Origin of the sequence: Streptococcus salivarius (assembly GCF_009738225.1) — a bacterium.
Taxonomy (GTDB): Bacteria; Bacillota; Bacilli; order Lactobacillales; family Streptococcaceae; genus Streptococcus.
On record NZ_CP018187.1, the window covers coordinates 1,742,985 to 1,763,758 of the forward strand.

Sequence of the window (20,774 nt, forward strand, 5' to 3'; positions counted from 1 at the left end):
AACCTTAATTATAACATAAAAGGTCAGATTTTGCTTGCTTTTCACAGCTAAAAAGGCTTGGAAAACCTATCCAAACCTTAATTTTTTATTTCAGAATCAAACTCGCCACAATAGGACTAATAAAGACATATAGAATCCCTGTTACAGCGATTGAGAGACCACCCATGGCACCTGCAACCTGACCATATCTGAAGGCAGTTCCTGTACCTACAGCGTGTCCGGTTCCTCCTAGTGAAAGTCCGATAGCGACTGGGTCTTTAATCCCAATCATTTTTAAAAAGACAGGACCTAAGACAGAGGTTAAGATACCCGTAATAACAACTACAACCAAGGTCACTGTTGTAATCCCCTGCATTTTTTCCGAAATCCCTACAGCCATGGCAGTCGTTACAGACTTAGGAAAGAGAGAGATAGCAAGGAAATAATTCATACCAAAAAGCTTAGCAATCAGGGCCGTGTAAGTCGTATTTAGAACACAAGCAACCGTTGATCCAATTAGAATACTCTTATAGTGGTGGCGCATGAGGTGTAGATTTTTATAAAAAGGAACTGCTAGCGCGACTGTTGAAGGAATAATCAAACTGTTAAGATAAGAGCCACCGACATAGTAATCCTTGTAGGAAATTCCTGTATAGTGCAAAATGACGATAATCAGGGCAGTCGATACAAGAAGAGGCGTCGTCAAAGGATTAGGGAAACGGCGATAAATCAATAGCCCTAATGTGTAAGCTAGTACAGAAAGTGTTAGCCCAAACAAGGGTGTGTTAAAAAAATTAGCCACGTTTAACCTCCTCGTAATCACCTTCAAAATGTTTTTTGATGAAACCGACGACTACTGCAATCACTACAATATTAAGAACCAAGGCTCCCATAATAATCAAAATAATAGGGACAATATTCGCTGAAATAGCATTCCAACGTTCCATAATACCGACACCTGCTGGCAAAAATAGAATAGTCATATTGGCAATTAAAAATTCTGCCACAGCATGTATATGACGTAGACGAATCCACTTAAGCTGAAGAGCAATCAGAAGCAAGAATAAGCCAATAATGCTTCCAGGAATAGGTAATTTGAAGAATGTTGACAGAGCTTCACCAATAACGGCAAACAAACAAATCAACATGAATTGAACGTAGTATTTCACAACTTGCCTCCTAGGTTTAATCACCTATTAGTCTACTCCTTTTTTTTTGAATTTCAAGAGTTTTCAGTAAATTCTTTTGAAAAATTGGGATCCATAAATCAGCCCCTTTGAACATAAAAAAATCCAACCCAAAGGCTGGACTCTATCACAGATGCCACCACCGAGAATTGAACTCGGAACGGAGCATTACCATTGCTCTATTATACCATTTAACTATAGCGGCAACTGTTTTAATCTTACCATACTTCTATTTACTGTGGCAAGATTTTTTGCTTATTTTTTATAAATTTAAGTCTTGGTAAGGCGTACGGTATCCAACCTGTAAAACCTTACCATCTTTAATCAAGATAGGACGTTTAATCAACATACCATCTGAAGCTAAGAGTTCAACAGCTTCATCAAGAGATAGCGTTGGTAGCTTATCCTTTAATCCTAGAGATCGGTAGGATTGTCCACTCGTATTAAAGAATTTCTTAAGCTCTAAATCTGATCCTGCCAAAAGCTCTTTTAAAAACTGAGCCGAAGGTGGGTTTTCCTTAATATTAATAGATTTAACATCTAAACCTAATTGATTGAGTTCCGCCTTTGCCTTACGACAAGTGCTACATTTGGGATATTCATAAAAAGTGTACATGTTTTTCTCCTTTTTTCTAGCATAAGACATCTGTCTAAGGATTGTCAAACCTAATGCCTTCTAAATGAAGTAAAAAACGCTTGGCTTCTTCTCCTGCTGCATATTTTCCTATATGACCACTACTAGGAAGAACCCGATGACAAGGGACGAGAATCAACCATGGATTCTTAGCAACAGCAGTTCCTACGGCCTGTGCCGATTGACATGAAATCACTTTTCCAATCTGACTATAAGTTCTGCTCTGACCCACAGGAATGTCCCGTAAAGCTGACCAAACTTTTAGCTGAAAGGCTGTCCCTCTATCAGCTAAAGGGAGGATATCTGGACTTGGATTCTTCCCTTTAAAATAAGCCTCTAACCAATCCCTCGTCATTTTCAAGATAGGATTTGAGTTGTCTACTAGCTCCTCTTCCTTGATTCCTGCCTGAAAATGCTTTTGTCCCTCCAACCAAATGCCATAAAGCGCTTGGTCACTTGCCACCAAACACAAGCGTCCAATAGGAGATAAATAATACTGACGATAAAACATATATTTATTATAACAAAAAGACAGGAATCTCTTGTTCCTGTCAATTAACTCTTATTATTTACCTTTAATCAAACGCACACGAACGATATTGTCGCTAGCCTCAAACTTAGCAACCAATTCATCAATCTTAGACTTGTCTGTTTCATCAAGGTCAAGAAGTGTATAGGCATAGTCTCCCTTAGAACGGTTGATGATATTATCAATATTGATATTAAAATCAGAAACCGCTGTAGAGATACGAGCCACAATATTAGGCACGTTTTTATTAATCAAGGTGATACGGTATGGGGCACTCAAGGCCTGTTGCACACGTGGGAAGTTAACAGAGTTAACAATCTCACCTGTTTCCATGAAACGACGAATGGTTTGACCGGCCATAATCGCACAGTTAAGTTCTGCTTCACCTGTTGATCCTCCAACGTGTGGGAAGACAGTCACATGAGGTTTGTTAAGTAGCTCTTCTGTACCAAAGTCGGTGATATAACGTTTAACCACACCTGTTTCCAAAGCATCAAAGAGGGCATCGTTATCTACCAACTCTGCACGGGCAAAATTAATGATAGTTGTCCCTTTTTGCATAAGGTTAAAGGCATCCGCATTGAAAGTTCCTTTTGTGTCAGATGTCAATGGAACGTGAACAGTGATATAATCACAGTTTTCAAAAATCTCTTTGAGATCAGAAACACGTCTTACATGGTGAGAAATATTCCAAGCTGCTTCAATAGAAACGTATGGATCGTAACCATAGACCTTCATACCCAAACGGTAAGCATCATTGGCAATACGTGCACCAATAGCACCAAGCCCGATAACACCAAGGGTCTTACCAGCAATCTCGCTACCAGCAAACTGTTTCTTCCCTGCTTCAATTTGTTTAGGAACATCGTCACCACTAAGTGTGTTAACCCAAGCATTGGCCGCAATATAGTCACGTGCTGAGAGTAAGATAGAGGCCAGAACAGCTTCTTTAACAGCGTTAGCATTGGCACCTGGAGTATTGAAGACAACAATTCCTTTTTCAGTTGCTTCGTCAACTGGAATATTGTTAGTTCCTGCACCAGCACGCGCAATAGCTTTCAAGTTGTCAGGGAAGACGGTATTATGGAGATTTTGACTACGAATGATGTAGGCATCTGGATTTTCCGCTAAATCACCATCAATTTGGAAATGATTTCCAAGTTCCTTCAAACCAATCTGGTTAATATTGTTATACGTTTTTACACTAAATACCATAATTTTATTCCTCTTAAATCAATGTATCCCGTGGTGAGCTGCTTCATCAAGTTCTTGATAAAAGGCTTTCTCCCGCTTAGTTTTGATTTTCTGATAAGCAAGACGTTCACCATCAATAGGAACCTTGCCACAATAGACATAGCCAAGTTTCTCCAAAATATGCTGCATGACAGTATTCTTTTCATGCGTATCGCAACGAAAATCATGAGCATCCGTTCCCTCAATAAGACCTTGAATGAAGGTTTGAGCAATGCCCTGACCCGAAAATTCACTTAAAACGGCGATTCTATGAAAAGTAATGTAGCGCTTATTGTGGTGTTTCCAGTCCCCGTCATAGATTTTGTCGTAAGCAGGGGCTCCATCAACAATCACCGCAGCATAAGAAACGATTTGACCATCAACAATTCCTACATAGGCCTGCCCATTAAGGACATCGTCAAAGATAGTTTCTTCAGTAGGGTAACCATCAGCTCCTTGCCATTGGGTACTCCCCGCTTCTGCTAAAGCAGTTCTAGCACTCTCAATCACAGTCATGATAGCCCCAATTTCATTTGGGAAGGCTTGTCTAATTTCCATCTCTTTACCTAATTATTTATTTTCGGCTTCAAATTTCTTCATAAAGTCAATCAAGTCAAGTACACCCTGACGTGGGAATGCATTATAAACACTAGCACGCATACCACCTACTGAACGGTGTCCTTTGATATTCTTGAAACCTAGAGCATCTGCTTCTGCTACAAATTTAGCATCCAACTCTTTACTTGGTGTTACAAATGGGATATTGCAGACAGAACGATCCTTGGCATCTTTGACAGGATTTGTGTAGAAATCAGATGACTCAATGTAATCATAGAGAAGTCCTGATTTCTCACGTTGAATTTCAGCCATCTTGTCCACGCCACCAATTTCATTTTTAACCCAGTCAAAGACGAGTTTTGAAATATAGATGTTGAAACATGGTGGTGTATTGTAAAGTGATCCTGCTTCAGCTTGAATACGGTAATCCAACATGGCAGACAATTGTGGTTGGTCGTTAAGGAAGTCTTCACGAACGATAACCACTGTCACCCCAGCAGGTCCAATATTTTTCTGAGCACCAGCATAGATAAGGGCAAAGTCCTCAACATTGTAACGAGCAGCCAAAATATTTGAAGACATATCAGCTACAATTGGCACACCATTAGTATCAGGCAAATCGTAGATAGATGTTCCTTCAATGGTATTGTTCGTTGTCAAGTGAACATAAGCAGCTTCTGGATCAATTGTTGCTGGGTCAAAGCTTGGGATGTGATCGTAAACAGTTTCTTCTGAAGAGGCCAAAAGAATTGGTTCAAAAGGAATGGTTTTTGAAAGTTTAACAGCTTCTGTATAAGCTTTTTTCCCCCATGAACCACCTACAAGGTAGTAAGCTTTCTTACCTTGAGCGAGGTTAAGTGGGACCATTGTAAATTGTGTTGAAGCGCCACCTTGCAAGAAAATAACCTTATAGTTATCAGGAATGGCCATAAGCTCACGAAGTGTCGCTTCCGCATCTTTAACGATTTTGTCAAATTCTGGAGAACGGTGGGACATTTCTAGCACGGACATACCGGATTCTTGATAGTTAAGCAATTCAGCTTGGGCTTTTTCAAGCACTGGTTTTGGTAATGTAGCAGGTCCTGCTGAGAAATTATAAATTGTCATAAAGACACCTCCAAAATTTTAATGGTCCTATTATAGCGAATTTTCTGAATATTGTAAAGTGTTAACAGTAAAAAACGAACGGAATTAACCGATCGCCTCAAAAAAGTTAGGTATTTTATGTATATTTTTATCAGTAATTGATTTTAGTATCCGTTTATTTTTGCTTAAGAAAATAGGCTGCCCCAATTAGATTAGCTCCATTATGATGATGACAAGCCACAATCTGGGGACGTTTAATAATTTTACCGATAAAGTCAACCTCATGGTGAACCTTATCAAACTGGCGGTTGACCTCCTTGATAAGAATCGGCTGGGCTGAAATGCCACCTCCAATAACAAAGGTTTCCATATCAAAAATGGTTTGAAGATTCAAAATGGTAATGGCTAAGTTACGGCAATAGCTTTCAAAAAATGGATAGACCATTTTATCTCCTACATTGATTGCCTCAAATGCGGCTAAACCATTCTTTAAGTCAGAGTTACCTAACACTTCATTAATTTTGGTAATTAAACCTACAGCTGACAGAGTCATGCCTCGCATCAATGAAGACTCAACTTTTTCCATTTGAACTGGTAAAAGAAAGGTCAACTCGCCCGCTTGAAAGTGACTTCCTTGAAAAAGTTTACCATTAATTATAAGTCCACCACCAAGACCTGAACCCAAAACAAGGGCTGCACCATTGGTCACTCCTTGCAAATGACCTGTGGCTAGCTCTGCCAAGGCTGCCGCTTTACCATCATTAAGAGCCATTACAGGCAAATGGTACTTGGCTTCAAGGACATCTTTAATACGAAAACCATGGAAAAATCTCAATAAGCCACCATGATAAATGACACCTTCCTCAGTATCAACCGTCCCAGGAACACTAATAGCAATACCTGACAGCTTGGCTTCAACTGAAGTGACTATATGATCAATAACATCAATAGCTTGGTCCAAGGTTTGTGGAGATGACTGCGTCGGCAGACTTTTTTCAATGACAAACTCCTCCGAAACAAGTGCTGACTTTACCTGTGTTCCTCCAAAATCAATCGCTAAAATCGTCATAATCATCCTCCACAGATTGTTTTTCGTCATTATAGCATAAAAGAGCTAATAGTAGAAAAAACGGTTTCAAAATGCTATCATAAACTTACAGAATTAGATAAAAGGAGTATCTCACATGGCTAAATTTCTACACACTTGTGTCCGTGTCAAGGACCTAGAAGCCTCACTTAAATTTTATAAAGAAGCTCTTGGTTTTAAAGAAGCTCGTCGAAATGATTTTCCAGAATATAAGTTCACCCTTGTCTACTTGCAACTCGAAGATGATCCTGATTACGAGTTGGAATTAACCTACAATTATGACCACGAAGCCTATGATTTAGGAGATGGATACGGTCATATCGCTGTTGGTGTCGATGATTTAGAAGCTACACACCAAGCTCACAAAGAGGCTGGATACACTGTTACAGACCTCTCAGGTCTTCCTGGTAAACCAAAAATGTATTACTTTATCACTGATCCAGATGACTATAAGATTGAAGTTATTCGTTTGGCTCAATTCCTAGAAAAATAAATCAAAAAAAGTCAGATCGTATAGATCTGGCTTCTTTTTGTGCTTAATTTTTATTATCTGCTTTCAAGGCTGACAAAATTTGGGTACGAATATCATCCACACCGTTTGGATTATTTGGCAAGAATAAGGTTTGATTGCCTTTAGCCGCAAAAGTATTAAGGGTATCTAGATATTGGTTAGTCAAAAGAATAGACATAATCTGCTCTTCAGACATCCCCACATTAGCTTCTTTGAGTTCTGCAATAGATTCAGCCAATCCATCAACGATAGCCTTACGTTGTTGGGCAATACCGACCCCGTGAAGACGATCTTTTTCAGCTTCGGCTTCGGCTGCTGTGACAATCTTGATTTTATCAGCTTCTGCCAATTCTTGGGCTGCTACACGCTTACGTTGGGCAGCATTGATTTCGTTCATAGACTGCTTAACTTCAGCATCTGGTTCAACTTTGGTAATCAAGGTCTTAACAATGATATAACCATAAGTTGTCATTTCTTCTGCTACTTGGTGTTGAACCTCAAGGGCAATCTCATCCTTTTTCTCAAAGAGCTCATCAAGCGTCAATTTAGGAACTGATGAACGAAGGGCGTCCTCAATGTATGATTTAATTTGAGCCTCTGGACGCATGAGTTTATAGTAAGCATCTGTAACATTTTGCTCATTTACACGATACTGAGTAGCCACATTCATCATAACAAAGACATTGTCCTTGGTCTTGGTTTCGACCACAATCTCACTTTGAAGCAAACGTAGTTGAATACGAGCTGCAATTTTATCGATACCAAATGGCAAACGCATATGGATACCACTCGTTGCGATTTTTTGATAGCGTCCAAAACGTTCAACAATAGCTACTGACTGTTGACGTACGACATAAAGCATACTGATGAGAATTCCCAAGATAATCAAGAATGAAATCAGTAAAAAGAGAAATGCTGCTTGCATGTTAAGTCCTCCAAAATAAACATTAAAAATTTCTTTGCTTTATTATAGCACAGCAATACAATTTTTCAAGAAAAATAGTATATCTTTTTCAAGCACTTGGACAATCAGAAAAGAGGCTGAAACACTAGCGTTTCAGCCTCTCGTATTTTTTTGACCGATTTTAGAAGCTAAAGGTCAAAAGGTAACTTTTTATTTACGATACATCTTAACTTGAAGGTAAATATCGTTATAGATTCCTAGCCACTTTTGACCTAGGTTATTATAGACTTCAAGGTTTTTAATGGTTGATTCTGATGGGTAAAAGGCCTTATCATCCGTAATACTCTTTGGAAGTAAGGCTTTGGCTGCCTCGTTAGGTGTGGCATAACCAATATATTCAGCATTTTGCGCTGCATTTTCCGGTTTAAGCATGAAGTTGATAAAGGCATAAGCCTCTTTTTCATGCTTTACAGTCTTAGGAATCACCAGATTATCAAACCAAAGATTTGAGCCTTCAGATGGGACAACATAACGTAGGTCCTCATTTTTATCAAGCATCTCACTGGCTTCCCCTGAGAAGGTTACTCCAATGGCCGCATCACCTTGAACCATGTAGCCCTTCATCTCGTCACCAACAATAGCCTTGATATTTGGTGTTAGACTATTAAGTTTAGTTTCAGCCAAACGTAATTCAGTCATGTTCTTCGTATTCAAGCTATATCCCAGGCTATTCAGTGAGAAACCAAGGACTTCACGCGCACCATCCACGAGCATAATCTGGTTTTTGTAATCTGGTGACCAAAGATCATCCCAGTGCTGTGGTGCTTTTTTCACCAATTTTGTATTATAAACAATACCGACAGTTCCCCAGAAATAAGGGATGGAATAGTCATTGTGAGGGTCAAAACTAAGTCCTTTAAAGCTTGAGTCAATCTGGTCAAAACCTTTGATTTTAGATTTATCCAACTTCACCAAAAGGTCTTCCTTAACCATTTTATCAATGGTATAGTCTGATGGCACAGCAATATCGTAGGTTGTTCCGCCCTGCTTAATCTTGGTATACATGGCTTCATTGGAATCAAAGGTTTCGTACTGAACCTTGATACCCGTTTCTTTTGTAAACTTGGTCAAGAGGTCTGGGTCAATATAATCACCCCAGTTATAGATAACTAATTTGTCCGACACATTTCCTGTACGACTCTGCATGTAGGCAGAGATGCCCCAAAGGAAGAAGATAATGGCTAAGATACCTGCCAGAAATTGATAGAGTCTACGCATCCTGCTCCTCCTTCTCCTTGGTAATCGCATAATAACCTATCACTAAAAGAATAGAGAATAGGAAAACAACGGTTGACAAGGCATTTATTTCCAGAGAAATCCCTTTACGTGCACGTGAGTAAATTTCCACAGCAAGTGTTGAAAAACCATTCCCCGTTACAAAGAAGGTTACTGCAAAGTCATCCAATGAATAGGTAAAGGCCATGAAATAACCAGCAATAATACCAGGTGTCAAGTATGGCAACATGACCTCACGTAACATCTGCCATTGGGTCGCACCCAGGTCATAAGCGGCATTCACCATATCTCGATTCATTTCCTTGAGACGTGGCAACACCATGAGAACCACGATTGGGATTGAAAAGGCAATGTGACTCAATAAGACAGATACAAAACCTAGTTGGAAACCAATCAAGGTGAAGAGAATCAAGAAACTTGCACCAATCATAACGTCCGGTGCAACCATGAGTACGTTATTTAGGGATAAAATCCCAGTCTGTTGCTTTTGTTTACTCTCATAGATAAAGATAGACCCAAAGGTACCAATAATCGTTGCTAGAAGAGCGCTAAGGAAAGCTAAAAAGAAGGTTTGAGCCAGAATTAACATAAGACGGCTATCTGAAAACATGCTCTGGTAGTTATCCAGAGTAAAACCTGTGAAACTATTCATATCGCCACCACTGTTGAAAGAGTAGGCGATTAAATAAAAGATTGGCAGATAAAGGATAACAAAGACAAGAGCTAAATAGAGATTTGCAAATTTTTTCATTGACGTCTCTCCTTTGTTAACCACATTGTCGCAATCATAGCAACAATAAGAACAACACCAATGGTTGCCCCCATTCCCCAGTTTTGTGTCGTGAGGAAGTGCTGTTCGATAGCTGTCCCTAGGGTGATAACTCGGTTACCACCAATCAAGCGTGTCAGCATAAAAAGGCTGAGACTAGGAATAAAGACCGACTGGACACCAGAGCGTACCCCATTAAGCGATAAGGGAAAAATAACCTTGGTAAAGGTCTGCCAATCATTGGCTCCCAAATCTTTACTTGCATTCACAATATTTTCATCCAAATCATCCAGTGCATTGAAAATCGGTAGAATCATAAAAGGAATTTCAATGTAGCTAGCTACGAAAATAAAGGAGAAGTCCGTAAAGAGGATTTGCATGGGTGCAATCCCAAAGAAACCGAGAAAGGCATTGATACCACCTTGTTGGCCAAAAATCCCCATAAAAGCATAGGCTTTCAGAAGGAGATTGACCCAGGTTGGCAAAATGACCAACATTAACCAAAGTTGCTTATGCTTCAGTCTGGTTAAGAGATATGCCGTCGGATAAGAGATAAGGAGAGTTACTAGAGTAATGATGGCTGCATAAAGAACCGAGTTAAAACTCATCCTTAAGTAAGTCCAACTGGAAAAGAAGGTGCCATAATTATCCAATGTAAAGTTGCCACTGATATCAAAGAAAGACTGATAGAGTAGCATGAGCACTGGAGCAACCACGAAGAGTAGGAGCCAAAGGAGGTAAGGTACCGAGAAGAGGCTAGCTGTTTTCTTCATAGCGCTCCTCCTCAATGGCATTAATCAAGCCATCTTCATGTTCTTCCACTTCCACATATTCTTCAATACGTGCATCGAACTCTTCTTCTGTCTCATTAAGACGCATGATATGAATATCCTCAGGCGTAAAATCAAGACCGATAATCTCACCCTCAATCGCCTTACGGGTTGAATGAATCATCCATTCATTGCCAAGATTGTCATAGGCAATGATTTCATAGTGGACCCCACGGAAGAGCTGAGTTTCCACGCGAACTTGCAATTTACCTTCCTCAGGAAGTGTAATCTGCAAATCTTCAGGACGAATAACCACTTCGACAGGTTCGTTAGGACGCATTCCTCCATCGACAGATTCAAAACGTTTCCCATTGAACTCAACCAAATAGTCCTCAATCATAACACCTGGGAGGATGTTAGATTCTCCAATAAAGGTTGCAACAAAGTGATTAATAGGTTCGTCATAGATATCAACCGGAGTTCCTGATTGAACAATTTCACCATCGTTCATAACAAAAATCCAATCCGACATGGCCAAGGCTTCTTCTTGGTCGTGGGTAACAAAGACAAAGGTAATCCCTAGACGTTGCTGCAATTCGCGCAACTCGTATTGCATTTCAGTACGTAGTTTCAAATCCAGTGCTGACAAAGGCTCATCCAAAAGGACCACACGTGGTTGGTTAATAATTGCTCGGGCAATGGCCACACGTTGACGTTGACCACCTGATAATTTTTGAATTGAGCGTTTTTGATAATCATTGAGTTGAACCATCTTTAAGGCTTCTTCTACACGCTCTTCGATTTCCTTTTTTGGCACCTTTTTCAATTTAAGGGCAAAAGCCACATTGTCAAAGACATTCATATGTGGAAAGAGGGCATAGGATTGGAAAACGGTGTGGACATCCCTTTTATTGATAGGAATATCATTGATACGCTTTCCATCCAAAAGGACGTCACCACTGGTCGCATCTAAGAGACCTGCAATGATGTTCAAAATTGTTGATTTACCAGAACCAGAAGCCCCAAGTAGGGTATAGAACTTACCTTCTTCTAGTTCAAAGTTGATGTCTTTTAAAACTTGTGTGCCACTGTCTTCAAACACTTTTGAGACGTTTCGAAAGGCAATAATCGGATTAGTCAATTGTCATAAATCCTCCATGGATAGCAAATATAGGGATAGGGTTTTATTAGTTTAATTTGTCGCCAATGATACGTACTTCAGGCTCTAGTGTAACACCTGAATTTTCCTTAACTTTGGCGATAACATCTGCAATAAGGTCTTCGTAATCTTTAGCTGTCCCGTGATCAACATTGACCATGAAACCAGCATGCTTAGTTGACACCTCGACACCGCCGATACGATGTCCCTTGAGGTTAGCTTCCATAATCAGCTGACCCGCAAAGTGACCTGGTGGGCGTTTAAAGACCGAACCACATGAAGGGTATTCAAGAGGTTGTTTAAGCTCTCGCAAGTGATTAAGACGGTTCATCTCATTCTTGATTTGCTCGTAGTCTCCTGGTTTGAGGTTAAATTTAGCTGAAATAACCACTTCTCCTGTTTCTTGGAGCACTGAACGACGATAACCAAAGCGCATATCTCTTGCGTCAATCGTACGAATATCACCGTCTTTTGTAAGAACCTGAGCAGAAACCAAGATATGGGCAATCTCGCCACCATAGGCACCAGCATTCATAAAGACGGCACCACCAACACTACCTGGAATCCCCGCTGCAAATTCAAAACCAGTCAAACTTTGGAAACGGGCTACCTTGGTTGTCGCAATCAAGTTAGCTCCCGCTTCAGCTTCAATTTGATAACCATTAACTGCGATACCATTGAGCCTGTCAAACATAATCACAAAACCTCTGATACCACCGTCACGAACAATCAAGTTACTGGCATTACCAAGCACCATCCAAGGAATGTCATGCTTATTAGCAAATTTGACAATACGAGAGAGTTCATAGCGGTTACGTGGAAAGGCCAAATAATCTGCTGGACCACCAACCTTGGTATATGTATAACGTTTTAAGGGTTCGTCGAAACGAATATCAATCCCCACTAAATCTTCTTTAAGTTCATCTAACATGTTATTTTCCATACTTTTTCTATACATTGTTTTCTTTGTAGGTATCGTGATAGACTTCCCCATATTACTATCACTACCTAAAAATGAGTGAGTATTTTTCCCTAAAAATTAGAAGAAAAATACAGCAAAAAGCCAAGTTTAATTATAGCAAAAATTCCCCATCTTGACGACAAGGAATTTCACGCAAAGCTAGTCCATAAGCTCCAATTTACGGACATCACTGGTGTTTAATTGACTCAAATAATTTTTGTAGGCTTGGCCAGTTTTAGGATCAACCAAATCATCTGCTATTTCTACTAAGGGCACCAGAACAAAAGCTCTCTGACTCATATATGGGTGAGGCACTTTAAGGTGCTCAGTCTCCCAGATTTCCTGCCCATATAGAAGAATATCTATATCTACTGTCCGAGGCCCCCAATGTTCATGACGAACGCGATCAAGGTCTTTTTCAATTTGCTGACATGACCTTAGTAAGGTCTCTACTGGCAACTTCGTCTCTAAAGCCAAGGCAAGATTCAAAAAATCAGCCTGATCTGTCAGTCCCCAAGCAGCTGTTTCGTAACAAGAGGATACTGCTTTAACCTCCGTCTCAGGTAGATCATTCAAGGCCTTCACAGCTTTTTGAAGATAGCCCTGACGGTCTCCCATATTAGATCCCAAACTCAAATAAACTCTTGTCATCGGCTACGCTCCAATTCGATACCAACACTCTTATAATGCCCATTAATTGGTGGATTTTCCTTGGTAATTCGAACTTTAATAGATTGAATTGGTGGAAACTGTTCAAATAAGTCCTCACAAATCGCACCAGCCAAACGCTCAATCAAAATATACTTTTCATTCTCTACTTGTCTTTGCACGGCTTCAAAAACCAAACCATAGTGAACCGTATCTTCTAGATTGTCACTTTGTGATGCCTTGGTTAAATCGACAGCCAATTCCAAATCTACCACAAAAATTTGCCCTAGGGTCTGTTCCTCAGCAAAAGCCCCGTGATAGCCATAAAAACGGCAACCATTTAAAATAATTTTATCCATAATTTCTCCTTCAGACGACTAGACTCCTCTTTATTCTAGCACAAAACAGTTGAAAAGTTGGACTCTTATTAGTATGATATTTTAGACAAATCTGAAGTTATTGTGTTTACGCTTATGCAATCGGTTGCGTAATTCTTCTGATTTGGTAAAATATAGGCACAGGAGTTAAAAAGACTCCTGATTACAAGCAAGACTATCTCAACTAATAAGGAAAAAAACTATGACAAATCAAACCGCAATGCAGTACTTTGAGTGGTATCTCACAAGCGACGGTCAACACTGGAACAATTTGGCTGAAGATGCCCAACATTTAGCAGACCTGGGCATCAGCCACGTTTGGATGCCACCTGCTTTTAAGGCTACCAACAAAGATGATGTTGGTTACGGAGTCTATGACCTCTTTGACCTTGGAGAATTCGACCAAAAAGAAACTGTCCGCACCAAATACGGCCTTAAAGAAGAGTATCTCAATGCTATCAACCAACTCAAAGAAGTTGGTATTGTACCTATGGCCGACGTTGTGCTTAACCACAAGGCAGCAGCCGATAAACTCGAGACCTTCGAAGTGGTCGAAGTTGACCCAGAGGATCGTACCCAAGAAATCAGCGAACCATTTGAGATCGAAGGCTGGACACACTTCACCTTTGACGGACGCAATAAAGCCTACAACGATTTTGAATGGCACTGGTACCACTTTAACGGAACTGACTTCGATGCTAAACGTAATAAAAGTGGTATCTATCTTATCCAAGGTGACAACAAAGGTTGGGCAGACAACGACTTGGTTGACAATGAGAATGGTAACTTTGACTATCTTATGTATGCTAACCTAGACTATAAACACCCTGAAGTTATTGAAAACATTTACGAATGGGCGGATTGGTTCGTTGAAACAACAGGTGTTCAAGGATTCCGCATGGATGCAATCAAGCACATCGATTCATTCTTCATGCGTAACTTTATCCGTGATGTCAAAGAAAAACAAGGTCAAGACTTCTATGTCTTTGGTGAATTTTGGAATGGTAACGAAGAGGATAACAATACCTATCTTGAAAAGATTGAAAAACGTTTTGACCTCGTTGATGTTTCCCTTCACAACAATCTACACAAGGCTAGCTTAGATGGTGCCGATTATGATTTGACGACAATTTTCGATCACTCCTTGGTCAAAAATCATCCTGAACATGCTGTAACCTTCGTAGACAACCACGACACTCAACGCGGACAAGCTCTAGAATCTACTGTTGAAGAATGGTTTAAACCAGCTGCTTATGCTCTCATTCTTCTCCGTGAAGACGGTCTTCCTTGCCTATTTTATGGTGACTACTATGGCATCGAAGGTGAATTTGCCCAAGAAAATTTCCAAGAAATCCTAGATACTTTGCTCTACGCTCGTAAAGACCTTGCTTACGGAGAGCAAACAGACTACTTTGATGATCCAAACTGTATTGGATGGACACGCTCTGGCAACGAAGATGGCGCTCCATTAGCTGTAACAATCTCTAATGATGCTGCTAACAGCAAGTCTATGGAAATTGGTAGTGATTGGGCTGGACAAATCTTCTATGACATTCTTGGAAACTGCTCTGATACTGTAACCATTGACGAAGACGGATGGGGAGACTTCCCAGTTTCTGAAAAATCTGTCAGCGTTTGGACAATTCAAGACTAAGAAAAAAAGCTCAATCGAGCTTTTTTTAGTATCATAAAATCCCTAAAATGGTCTTAACAATATCACGATTGGCATCAACATTATGCACACGGACAATCTGACAGCCCTTGCTAACAGCATAGCCAGATAGAGCAGCCGTTCCCTGATCACGGTCCTTAGCTTGGGTATTTCCACCTAGTAGGTAGTCCACAACACGCTTACGAGAAATCCCAAAAAGAACAGGATAGCCCAAGGCAACGACCTTACCCAAACCTTTTAGCAGGTCAATATTGTGTTGGACATTTTTCGCAAAGCCAAAACCTGGATCAATCCAGATATTGTCCTTGGCCACTCCTGCTTCCAAGGCGGCCTGGGCTCGTTGACTGAGGAATGTACAGACATCTTCTGTGACATCATTGTATACTTCTTCTTTTTGATTATGCATGAGAATAATCGGCACATTCTTTTCAGCTGCTAAAGCTAGCATCTGACCATCATAGAGTCCAGCCCAGACGTCATTTAGAATATCTGCCCCTGCTTCAAGAGCAGCTCTGGCAGTAGCTGTCTTATAGGTATCAATACTGATGAGCACATCATATTTTGCCTTGATAGCCTGAATAACTGGCACGATACGAGCAATCTCTTCTTCCTCGGTCACAAATTCTGCTCCTGGTCTTGTAGATTCGCCACCTACATCGATAACGGCTGCTCCCTGGGCAATCATACGCTCAACCTGAGCCAACGCATCCTCTACAGTGTCAAAATCGCCACCATCTGAGAAAGAATCAGGGGTGACATTCAAGATTCCCATAATACAGGCCTTACCTGCAATCTCATGTTTGCCAATAAACATCTTAACTCCTAAAAATCACGCATCAATGAAAGAATTTCCTTGCGTTCTTCACGGTCTTCTTTATAAAGGCCCTTAGCGACAGTTGTGATTGTCTTACTTCCTGGTTTCTTAATTCCTCGCATGGTCATGCACATGTGCTCTGCTTCAACCATGACAAAAACTCCTCGAGGATTCAGAGCTTCTTCAAGTGCTGTAGCAACTTGATCTGTAAGGCGTTCTTGCAACTGCGGACGACGAGCAGCTACTTCAACGGCACGCGCTAATTTGGAAAGTCCTGTCACCTTGTCTCCACTTGGCAAATAAGCCACATGGGCCTTACCATAAAATGGAACCAAATGGTGCTCACACATAGAGTAAAAAGGAATATCCTTGACAAGGACAACTTCGTCATGGACTTCTGAAAAGACAGCTGTAAATTGATCCTTAGGGTCTTCATTTAGACCTGAAAACATTTCAGCATACATCTTAGCCACACGTTTTGGTGTGTCCAAAAGTCCCTCACGCTCAGGATTTTCACCTAGAGCTTCCAATAGTTGATAGACTGCTTGTTCTACTTTTTCTTGATTTGCCATAATTTCCTCTTGCAACGTTATAATACTATCTATTATACCTTATTTTGCTGGATTTTTCTTGCAAAAAATAAGATTTCCTAGCTACCTAAATCTCAAAAAAAGCGAAGACCACCTTTCATATAGAGGTTATCTTCGCTTATATTTTTTAGTCTTTCAAGTGGTAAGAATAGGATGAAACCACAATATTCTCACGCCATTTGAGATAATATTTCAATCGTAAACTCATTTGGTTGTGAAGCATGGTTTGCCATGATTTTTTAGGCACAAACTGAGGAATCATGACTGTCAGAGTCGCATTATCCTTCTCAGCTTGAGTGGCGACCTCGTCCACATACTGAATGGTTGACTGAGTGATTGAGCTGTACGGTGATTGGATATGAACCATCTCAATTTCAGGGAAATATTTTTTAAACTCTTGTTCAGTTTCCTTGTCCTTGTTCTCAGTATCCTTAGTAGATACATGCATGGCGATAACCTTGTCACCAATAGAACGCGCATAGGAAATAGCTCCGATATTAGCCTTGGTAACATTCCCAACGAGGATAAGAACAATATTTCCTTGATAATGGTGTTCTTCTACCGCTCCATCAATACGCAACTGTTGAGCAACACCATTATAGTGTTTTTTAATCTTAAGGAACATCCACATCAAGATTGCAATAATTGGGAAGAATGGCCAGATATCTCCTAAACGGAAAAGGAAGAGAATGAGAACAATAGCATAACAAATGAGAGCCCCCAAGATATTAGCTAAAGAATGTTTCCAGAATCCCTTACCATATTCACGAATCCAATGGATAACCATCCCCGTTTGAGAAAGAGCAAATGGAATGAATACACCGATGGTATAAAGCGGAATCAAACGTTCCGTATTTCCTCGGAAAATAAACAAAAGGGTAATGGCGCCAATTGCAAGTGTCAAGATCCCATTAGAGTATCCCATACGTGCCCCTTTTTCAAGGTACATGTGAGGCATGTATTTATTTTTCGCCATATTAAAGGACAACATCGGAAAGGCTGAAAAACCTGTGTTAGCCGCTACTGCAAGAATCATGGCAGTAGAGAATTGGAAAACGTAAAATAGAATACTACCAATCCATGACTGACCGAGAATTTCTCTAGCCATTTGTGACAAGATGGTTACTCCTGCATGAGGTGTAATACCTGTCCACCAGTTGAGGAAGGTGATTCCCGCAAACATAGCCCCCAAAATGCTAGACATAATAAAGAGGGTTGAAGCTGCATTTTTGGCCTTAGGTTTCTTAAAGAAAGGCACCGCGTTAGAGATAGCTTCTACCCCTGTCAATGAGGCAGAACCTGAAGTAAAGGCCCTTAAAATAAGAATCAAAGACACACCTGTAATTGGTTGTCCTAAATGTGCTGTGGCTGCGTTAGGCATATGACCCGTTAGAATTTGAAAGAAACCAAATCCCAATAGGAAGAGCGTCGAAACAATGAAGAGATAAACTGGTATCATCAAAGATTTTGCAGATTCACGCATTCCCCTAAGGTTCATAACCATCAAAACAAGCACCAAAATCATTGATATTTCAAGATTGAAAGGATGCAGGAAGGGAAGGGCTGAAGTAATGGCATCTGCACCTGAGGCCACTGAAACAGCAACCGTCAACATGTAATCGACCAAAAGACTACCACCAGCTATCAAGCCAAACTTAGGAGACAGATTTTCCGTCGTTACCATATAGGCGCCACCACCTTGAGGATAGGCTTTGATAACCTGTCTATAAGAAATGGTAAGACTGGCCAAAAGGACGAGAACCAAAAGTCCAATAGGGATTGACCACCAAATAGCCGCACTAGATACAGCTGTCAGAACCAAGACGACCTGCTCTGGACCATAGGCGATAGATGAAAGTGCATCACTCGACAACATGGCCAAGGCCTGAATCTTGGACAATAAGTGTCCATCACCACTATCATCATGAGTTAAAGGTTCACCGATTAAAATGTTTTTCAGACGTTGAAACATTGTGATCTCCTTACTTTTAAAACATACGAGGGCTATTATACGCCCCTAAATGTCATCTTTCAAGTCTTAACCATCACTTGCCTGCTCTAAAACCCATTTTCTGACCTGAGAAATGAAGTATAGAGATCCCGTTACCACATAAAGTTTCTTATTGTCAGTCGTCACATGTTCTTTAATCCATGTTTTGAAGTCTGGTACCTGCTTATAAGCCTCTGGGTATTTATCTAATTTAACACTGTTTGGATAGTCAAAACTCGTTACAGTCAAGTCACCAACCGATTTTAGTTGGGCAAGCATACCGTCAATAGGCTTGGTATCAATCGCTGCAAAGAGAAGTTCAATCTCCTTATTGGCATACTCTGATTGCAACAAGTCAATCAAAACTTTAACACTCTCATTATTATGAGCACCATCAATCATGAGATTAGGTCTTAAAAATTCTGTTCGACCTCGCCAATGGGCATGAGCCAGGGCATTCTTTATGAGTTCAAGAGTTACTTTAGGATAATCTTTTTGAAGCAATAAAGAAGCCATGATAGCCAAGCTAGCATTTGCCACTTGGTGTTGACCGGCCATAGCCAAGGCTATATCATCTAACCTTTGCTCTCCATAGGTAAAATCAAAGGAATGGCTTGACCCTTCAGCTGTGAAATCTCTCCCCAGCTCATAGGTCTTAGAACCTTCTTCACGCGCCTTCTTCTCGAAAACATCTCGAACATCAGTACGGTCAGTCGCATAAATAAAGGGAGCCCCATTCTTCAAAACACCAGCTTTTTCTGCTGCAATTTCAGCATGGGTATTTCCCAAAATAGCCTGATGATCTAAACCAATCGATGGACACAGGACTGCCAAGGGCTTAAAGAGATTAGTCGAATCATGAAGACCACCCATTCCCGCTTCAATGAATGCGATATCCACAGGATGGATCTGACCAAAATAGAGGAACATCAAGACTGTGATAATTTCAAACTCTGTCGCATTTTCATGCTCTGTCTCTTTTGGTAGACGTTCAACCACAGGCTTCACACGATTAACCAGGTCAAGTAAGTCCTCTTCTGAAATCATCTGACCATTAAGAGAGATTCGTTCCTTGAAGTCAATAATATAGGGTGAAGTAAAGGTTCCAACTTCATAACCTGCTTGGGTGAAAATGGTTTGGAGGGCATTGACTGTAGACCCTTTGCCGTTTGTTCCCACGATATGCACAGCCTTGAGATTATCTTGTGGATCTCCCAACTCTTTAAGCATCCAAGCCATACGCTCCAACCCAGGCTTGATGCCAAATTTTAATTGTCCATGAATCCAATCCAACGCTTCCTGATAAGTCATAATTACTCCTTTTTTAGGCTAATGCTTCAACTTAGTCATTAAACCGACCTCTAAACTAGATTTCTAGTTTTTCCTGAGCTTAATGCTTTGACGCTCTTATTATACCAAAGACTCCTAGGTATAACCAAAATATGCAAAAAAGGCAACCCTAGGGTCACCTCTTAAGCTTTCTCTTTTTCGTCAATAACAAGACGAACTTTTTTACCTTGAGTAGGTACCGAATAGACAATCGCTCTTATCGCCGTAATAGTACGTCCTTTTTTCCCGATAACACGCCCAATATCGGCTGGGGCAAGATCAAGATGGTACTCCAAAAACTCAGGACCGTCAATAATTTTGATGGTCAACTGATCTGGTGAAGCAATTAAAGGTTTAACGATAGCGATAATAAGATTTTCAATGGTATCCATAGGCTAAAAAATTATTTTGAGAATTTTGATTCGTGGAATTTCTTCATAACGCCTTCTTTTGAAAGGATGTTACGAACTGTATCTGAAGGTTGTGCACCTTTAGACAACCACTCAAGAACACGTTCTTCTTTAAGTGTTACTTGGTTTTCTTCAACGAGTGGGTTGTAAGTACCAACTGTTTCGATGAAACGTCCATCACGTGGAGCACGTGAATCTGCAACGTTAATACGGTAGAAAGGTTTTTTCTTAGAACCCATACGAGTCAAACGGATTTTTACTGCCATTTTTAATATCTCTTT

At 40.4% G+C, this 20,774-nt stretch carries 24 protein-coding genes and 1 tRNA gene; 2 read left to right on the plus strand and 23 right to left on the minus strand.

The window, feature by feature from the left end; genetic code table 11:
• Window positions 1–85 precede the first annotated feature (85 nt).
• The 9 genes from BSR19_RS07860 to BSR19_RS07900 all read right to left on the minus strand — a co-directional run bounded on the left by BSR19_RS07860 (window position 86) and on the right by BSR19_RS07900 (window position 6,275).
• Window positions 86–781 (minus strand): LrgB family protein, encoded by a 696-nt coding sequence (locus BSR19_RS07860; protein WP_156246961.1) that lies wholly within the window; start codon window positions 779–781, stop codon window positions 86–88.
• Window positions 774–1,148, minus strand: coding sequence for a CidA/LrgA family protein (locus tag BSR19_RS07865; RefSeq protein WP_037598332.1), 375 nt, complete (start codon window positions 1,146–1,148; stop codon window positions 774–776). The genes BSR19_RS07860 and BSR19_RS07865 overlap by 8 nt, the downstream gene beginning before the upstream one ends.
• 152 nt (window positions 1,149–1,300) lie before the next feature.
• Window positions 1,301–1,371 (minus strand) — tRNA-Thr (locus tag BSR19_RS07870).
• Between the two features lie 57 nt (window positions 1,372–1,428).
• Window positions 1,429–1,782, minus strand: a complete 354-nt coding sequence (locus BSR19_RS07875; RefSeq protein ID WP_037598335.1) for an arsenate reductase family protein — start codon at window positions 1,780–1,782, stop codon at window positions 1,429–1,431.
• Window positions 1,783–1,816: 34 nt separating this feature from the next.
• Window positions 1,817–2,311 (minus strand): methylated-DNA--[protein]-cysteine S-methyltransferase, encoded by a 495-nt coding sequence (locus BSR19_RS07880; RefSeq protein ID WP_156246962.1) that lies wholly within the window; start codon window positions 2,309–2,311, stop codon window positions 1,817–1,819.
• Between the two features lie 54 nt (window positions 2,312–2,365).
• Window positions 2,366–3,544, minus strand: a complete 1,179-nt coding sequence (locus BSR19_RS07885; RefSeq protein WP_156246963.1) for a 3-phosphoglycerate dehydrogenase family protein — start codon at window positions 3,542–3,544, stop codon at window positions 2,366–2,368.
• A gap of 18 nt (window positions 3,545–3,562) precedes the next feature.
• Window positions 3,563–4,120, minus strand: a complete 558-nt coding sequence (locus BSR19_RS07890) for a GNAT family N-acetyltransferase (RefSeq protein WP_156246964.1) — start codon at window positions 4,118–4,120, stop codon at window positions 3,563–3,565.
• 12 nt (window positions 4,121–4,132) lie between these two features.
• The gene (gene serC, locus BSR19_RS07895; protein WP_014634872.1) at window positions 4,133–5,227 is read right to left on the minus strand and encodes a 3-phosphoserine/phosphohydroxythreonine transaminase; all 1,095 of its coding nucleotides are present in this window, start codon (window positions 5,225–5,227) and stop codon (window positions 4,133–4,135) included.
• Between the two features lie 154 nt (window positions 5,228–5,381).
• Window positions 5,382–6,275 carry an ROK family protein gene (locus tag BSR19_RS07900; RefSeq protein ID WP_156246965.1) on the minus strand — a complete coding sequence of 298 codons (894 nt, stop codon included), beginning with the start codon at window positions 6,273–6,275 and terminating at the stop codon, window positions 5,382–5,384.
• Window positions 6,276–6,390: 115 nt separating this feature from the next.
• Here BSR19_RS07900 and gloA point away from each other — a divergent pair, with 115 nt between their 5' ends.
• Window positions 6,391–6,786, plus strand: coding sequence for a lactoylglutathione lyase (gene gloA, locus BSR19_RS07905; protein WP_156246966.1), 396 nt, complete (start codon window positions 6,391–6,393; stop codon window positions 6,784–6,786).
• Between the two features lie 43 nt (window positions 6,787–6,829).
• Here the strand turns inward: gloA and BSR19_RS07910 are convergent, their stop codons facing one another.
• The 8 genes from BSR19_RS07910 to folB form a co-directional block, all read right to left on the minus strand.
• A complete protein-coding gene (locus tag BSR19_RS07910; protein WP_002891518.1) occupies window positions 6,830–7,729 on the minus strand; it encodes an SPFH domain-containing protein in 900 nt (299 codons plus the stop codon).
• 189 nt (window positions 7,730–7,918) lie between these two features.
• On the minus strand, window positions 7,919–8,986 hold the full coding sequence (locus BSR19_RS07915; protein WP_156246967.1) for an ABC transporter substrate-binding protein: 1,068 nt from the start codon (window positions 8,984–8,986) through the stop codon (window positions 7,919–7,921).
• Window positions 8,979–9,755, minus strand: coding sequence for an ABC transporter permease (locus BSR19_RS07920; RefSeq protein WP_002884421.1), 777 nt, complete (start codon window positions 9,753–9,755; stop codon window positions 8,979–8,981). Before BSR19_RS07920 ends, BSR19_RS07915 begins: the two co-directional genes overlap by 8 nt.
• A complete protein-coding gene (locus BSR19_RS07925; RefSeq protein ID WP_002884253.1) occupies window positions 9,752–10,546 on the minus strand; it encodes an ABC transporter permease in 795 nt (264 codons plus the stop codon). The genes BSR19_RS07920 and BSR19_RS07925 overlap by 4 nt, the downstream gene beginning before the upstream one ends.
• Window positions 10,530–11,684, minus strand: coding sequence for an ABC transporter ATP-binding protein (locus BSR19_RS07930; RefSeq protein WP_038676592.1), 1,155 nt, complete (start codon window positions 11,682–11,684; stop codon window positions 10,530–10,532). The genes BSR19_RS07925 and BSR19_RS07930 overlap by 17 nt, the downstream gene beginning before the upstream one ends.
• Before the next feature lie 46 nt (window positions 11,685–11,730).
• Window positions 11,731–12,633: a UDP-N-acetylmuramate dehydrogenase gene (gene murB / locus BSR19_RS07935; RefSeq protein ID WP_022496810.1), complete on the minus strand. Its 903-nt coding sequence runs from the start codon at window positions 12,631–12,633 to the stop codon at window positions 11,731–11,733.
• A 189-nt stretch (window positions 12,634–12,822) separates the two neighbouring features.
• Window positions 12,823–13,314 (minus strand): 2-amino-4-hydroxy-6-hydroxymethyldihydropteridine diphosphokinase, encoded by a 492-nt coding sequence (folK, locus tag BSR19_RS07940; RefSeq protein ID WP_156246968.1) that lies wholly within the window; start codon window positions 13,312–13,314, stop codon window positions 12,823–12,825.
• Window positions 13,311–13,670: a dihydroneopterin aldolase gene (folB, locus tag BSR19_RS07945; protein WP_156246969.1), complete on the minus strand. Its 360-nt coding sequence runs from the start codon at window positions 13,668–13,670 to the stop codon at window positions 13,311–13,313. Before folB ends, folK begins: the two co-directional genes overlap by 4 nt.
• A gap of 220 nt (window positions 13,671–13,890) precedes the next feature.
• On the opposite strand from folB, the gene BSR19_RS07950 reads away from it, so the two are divergent.
• Window positions 13,891–15,342, plus strand: coding sequence for an alpha-amylase (locus BSR19_RS07950; RefSeq protein WP_156246970.1), 1,452 nt, complete (start codon window positions 13,891–13,893; stop codon window positions 15,340–15,342).
• 31 nt (window positions 15,343–15,373) lie between these two features.
• Here the strand turns inward: BSR19_RS07950 and folP are convergent, their stop codons facing one another.
• The 6 genes from folP to rpsP all read right to left on the minus strand — a co-directional run bounded on the left by folP (window position 15,374) and on the right by rpsP (window position 20,759).
• Window positions 15,374–16,174: a dihydropteroate synthase gene (folP, locus tag BSR19_RS07955; protein WP_002884425.1), complete on the minus strand. Its 801-nt coding sequence runs from the start codon at window positions 16,172–16,174 to the stop codon at window positions 15,374–15,376.
• Window positions 16,175–16,182: 8 nt separating this feature from the next.
• Window positions 16,183–16,746: a GTP cyclohydrolase I FolE gene (gene folE, locus BSR19_RS07960; RefSeq protein ID WP_002884345.1), complete on the minus strand. Its 564-nt coding sequence runs from the start codon at window positions 16,744–16,746 to the stop codon at window positions 16,183–16,185.
• A 145-nt stretch (window positions 16,747–16,891) separates the two neighbouring features.
• Window positions 16,892–18,736, minus strand: coding sequence for an APC family permease (locus BSR19_RS07965; RefSeq protein ID WP_038676596.1), 1,845 nt, complete (start codon window positions 18,734–18,736; stop codon window positions 16,892–16,894).
• Between the two features lie 66 nt (window positions 18,737–18,802).
• Window positions 18,803–20,065, minus strand: a complete 1,263-nt coding sequence (locus BSR19_RS07970) for a bifunctional folylpolyglutamate synthase/dihydrofolate synthase (RefSeq protein ID WP_022496806.1) — start codon at window positions 20,063–20,065, stop codon at window positions 18,803–18,805.
• 161 nt (window positions 20,066–20,226) lie between these two features.
• Window positions 20,227–20,475: a KH domain-containing protein gene (locus tag BSR19_RS07975; protein ID WP_002884680.1), complete on the minus strand. Its 249-nt coding sequence runs from the start codon at window positions 20,473–20,475 to the stop codon at window positions 20,227–20,229.
• Between the two features lie 11 nt (window positions 20,476–20,486).
• Window positions 20,487–20,759: a 30S ribosomal protein S16 gene (gene rpsP, locus BSR19_RS07980; RefSeq protein WP_002884675.1), complete on the minus strand. Its 273-nt coding sequence runs from the start codon at window positions 20,757–20,759 to the stop codon at window positions 20,487–20,489.
• Window positions 20,760–20,774 lie beyond the last annotated feature (15 nt).

What these genes read in the sequence shown, in the direction of transcription:
- BSR19_RS07875 (WP_037598335.1), bottom strand. Translation starts at nt 1,782, where the DNA reads ATGTACACTTTTTATGAATATCCCAAATGTAGCACTTGTCGTAAGGCA.
- BSR19_RS07880 (WP_156246962.1), bottom strand. Translation starts at nt 2,311, where the DNA reads ATGTTTTATCGTCAGTATTATTTATCTCCTATTGGACGCTTGTGTTTG.
- BSR19_RS07885 (WP_156246963.1), bottom strand. Translation starts at nt 3,544, where the DNA reads ATGGTATTTAGTGTAAAAACGTATAACAATATTAACCAGATTGGTTTG.
- BSR19_RS07890 (WP_156246964.1), bottom strand. Translation starts at nt 4,120, where the DNA reads ATGGAAATTAGACAAGCCTTCCCAAATGAAATTGGGGCTATCATGACT.
- serC (WP_014634872.1), bottom strand. Translation starts at nt 5,227, where the DNA reads ATGACAATTTATAATTTCTCAGCAGGACCTGCTACATTACCAAAACCA.
- BSR19_RS07900 (WP_156246965.1), bottom strand. Translation starts at nt 6,275, where the DNA reads ATGACGATTTTAGCGATTGATTTTGGAGGAACACAGGTAAAGTCAGCA.
- gloA (WP_156246966.1), top strand. Translation starts at nt 6,391, where the DNA reads ATGGCTAAATTTCTACACACTTGTGTCCGTGTCAAGGACCTAGAAGCC.
- BSR19_RS07910 (WP_002891518.1), bottom strand. Translation starts at nt 7,729, where the DNA reads ATGCAAGCAGCATTTCTCTTTTTACTGATTTCATTCTTGATTATCTTG.
- BSR19_RS07915 (WP_156246967.1), bottom strand. Translation starts at nt 8,986, where the DNA reads ATGCGTAGACTCTATCAATTTCTGGCAGGTATCTTAGCCATTATCTTC.
- BSR19_RS07920 (WP_002884421.1), bottom strand. Translation starts at nt 9,755, where the DNA reads ATGAAAAAATTTGCAAATCTCTATTTAGCTCTTGTCTTTGTTATCCTT.
- BSR19_RS07925 (WP_002884253.1), bottom strand. Translation starts at nt 10,546, where the DNA reads ATGAAGAAAACAGCTAGCCTCTTCTCGGTACCTTACCTCCTTTGGCTC.
- murB (WP_022496810.1), bottom strand. Translation starts at nt 12,633, where the DNA reads ATGTTAGATGAACTTAAAGAAGATTTAGTGGGGATTGATATTCGTTTC.
- folK (WP_156246968.1), bottom strand. Translation starts at nt 13,314, where the DNA reads ATGACAAGAGTTTATTTGAGTTTGGGATCTAATATGGGAGACCGTCAG.
- folB (WP_156246969.1), bottom strand. Translation starts at nt 13,670, where the DNA reads ATGGATAAAATTATTTTAAATGGTTGCCGTTTTTATGGCTATCACGGG.
- BSR19_RS07950 (WP_156246970.1), top strand. Translation starts at nt 13,891, where the DNA reads ATGACAAATCAAACCGCAATGCAGTACTTTGAGTGGTATCTCACAAGC.
- folP (WP_002884425.1), bottom strand. Translation starts at nt 16,174, where the DNA reads ATGTTTATTGGCAAACATGAGATTGCAGGTAAGGCCTGTATTATGGGA.
- folE (WP_002884345.1), bottom strand. Translation starts at nt 16,746, where the DNA reads ATGGCAAATCAAGAAAAAGTAGAACAAGCAGTCTATCAACTATTGGAA.
- BSR19_RS07965 (WP_038676596.1), bottom strand. Translation starts at nt 18,736, where the DNA reads ATGTTTCAACGTCTGAAAAACATTTTAATCGGTGAACCTTTAACTCAT.
- BSR19_RS07970 (WP_022496806.1), bottom strand. Translation starts at nt 20,065, where the DNA reads ATGACTTATCAGGAAGCGTTGGATTGGATTCATGGACAATTAAAATTT.
- BSR19_RS07975 (WP_002884680.1), bottom strand. Translation starts at nt 20,475, where the DNA reads ATGGATACCATTGAAAATCTTATTATCGCTATCGTTAAACCTTTAATT.
- rpsP (WP_002884675.1), bottom strand. Translation starts at nt 20,759, where the DNA reads ATGGCAGTAAAAATCCGTTTGACTCGTATGGGTTCTAAGAAAAAACCT.